At 26.8% G+C, this 1,390-nt stretch carries 1 protein-coding gene and 2 pseudogenes; 2 read left to right on the top strand and 1 reads right to left on the bottom strand.

All coding sequences use genetic code 11. The features are described from left to right. A pseudogene (locus AC1DJR_RS29790) lies at nucleotides 1-148 on the bottom strand (condensation domain-containing protein); the annotation flags it as partial. Between the two features lie 526 nt (nucleotides 149-674). Between AC1DJR_RS29790 and AC1DJR_RS29785 the strand changes: the two are divergent. Together AC1DJR_RS29785 and AC1DJR_RS29780 are read left to right on the top strand one after the other, a co-directional pair. Further along, entirely contained in the window at nucleotides 675-971 is a 297-nt protein-coding gene (locus tag AC1DJR_RS29785) for a DUF2089 family protein (RefSeq protein WP_429687486.1), read from the top strand. A gap of 2 nt (nucleotides 972-973) precedes the next feature. After that, nucleotides 974-1,212, top strand: a pseudogene (locus AC1DJR_RS29780) (hypothetical protein). The last annotated feature ends 178 nt before the right edge of the window (nucleotides 1,213-1,390 follow it).

Below are 1,390 nucleotides of genomic sequence, written 5' to 3'. Positions count from 1 at the left end.
ACGTTATCCTTACTGATTGTTCAAGTATTTTCTTTGATATACCTACAGGAAAATAAAGAACTGCATTAATTTGTTGATCTGCAGAATAAAGACCTAATACATAATTCATTCGATCTTGAGGTGTTACTGAAAACTTTCTTTGTTCCATAATTTTGTCCCCCTTTTAAGACTTTTTTTGGTATAACCTTATTCTCCATATGGTTGTAACTTTTCTAGTCACTTTTATTCAAGAACAAATAATTATTATTTTTTGAATTTTTTTACGAAAGTATCTTTTCCGTACTGGTTCCATTCTTTTTGCGGCTCTTTGTAGGTGATATACCCATTATTTTATTGTTATTAATACTTCCTATCTCTTTGGATAAAATCAAACGTAAATCAATTTAGTTTATATATATACAAACATTTTAYAATWRCGTTTGGWRATTATCAATAAAACAAATAAAACATTTTTATGTYTKTTAATAAAAAAACAATAATATAATACGTTYAGGTGTTACTTCATAATAAAAGGGTGATGGGCATAGGGTACTATCCCTAAAAGAATGCAAAACTTGATAATCTATTTGCGTAAAAGATCCTTTTTTTATGAAATATATAATAGTCCATCAATCTGTAATTTTAATAATTTTTAATAAAAGTTTAATATTATTAAAGAGAGAAAATGGTTTTTTGTGGAAATAGAAGAGGTTCCTTCATGGATTCTCGTGTTAGATAAAGAGTCTTTAGAATTTATTAGAAAATTTATATTGAATTCTGGTTCTTTAAAAAATATGTCTAACTTATATGATGTTTCTTATCCAACAGTACGTGCCAAATTACATAGATTAATAAAAAAGATCGAAGTACATAGTAAAGAAGATGATGTAGAGTTTGTAAATATGATTAAAGGATTTGTTATTGACGAACGAATTAGTCTAGACGTCGCTAAAATCATCATAGAAAAATATAAAAAAGAAAGGGATGTTTAATTATGAAACCTGTAGTTGGAATATTAGTTATTGTTGTTATAATAGTTACTCAAATCTTTTTATCATCTCGAAAAAACCCTTATTTAGGTGGAATTCTCCCTGTAGCATACATAGGTTTTATTAGCTTCTTTTTTAATAAACTTTTATAGCTAATGGTGATTATTTTTCTACATGGATAATGATAATGGCTGGTTTATGCGGACTTTTAAGTATAGGGGCTTCAGGTAGAAAACGTTTTTAAAAAAAGAGACAAAAAGAATTAGATCTAGAATTAGGTCTAATGGAGTTACAGAATCTCTAATTTTAAGAGATCTTTGTATTTTTAAGGTCTCTTTTTCATTTTATAAAGCAGCATGAGATACTATCACATCATCAGAAAGACTAATGTAAATTAGTATCCATACAACAAAAAAACGTTA

The organism is Bacillus sp. 05T31 (genome assembly GCF_056396725.1).
Note: the sequence above shows the minus strand (reverse complement) of the source record. Positions and strands in the feature narration are given on the sequence as shown.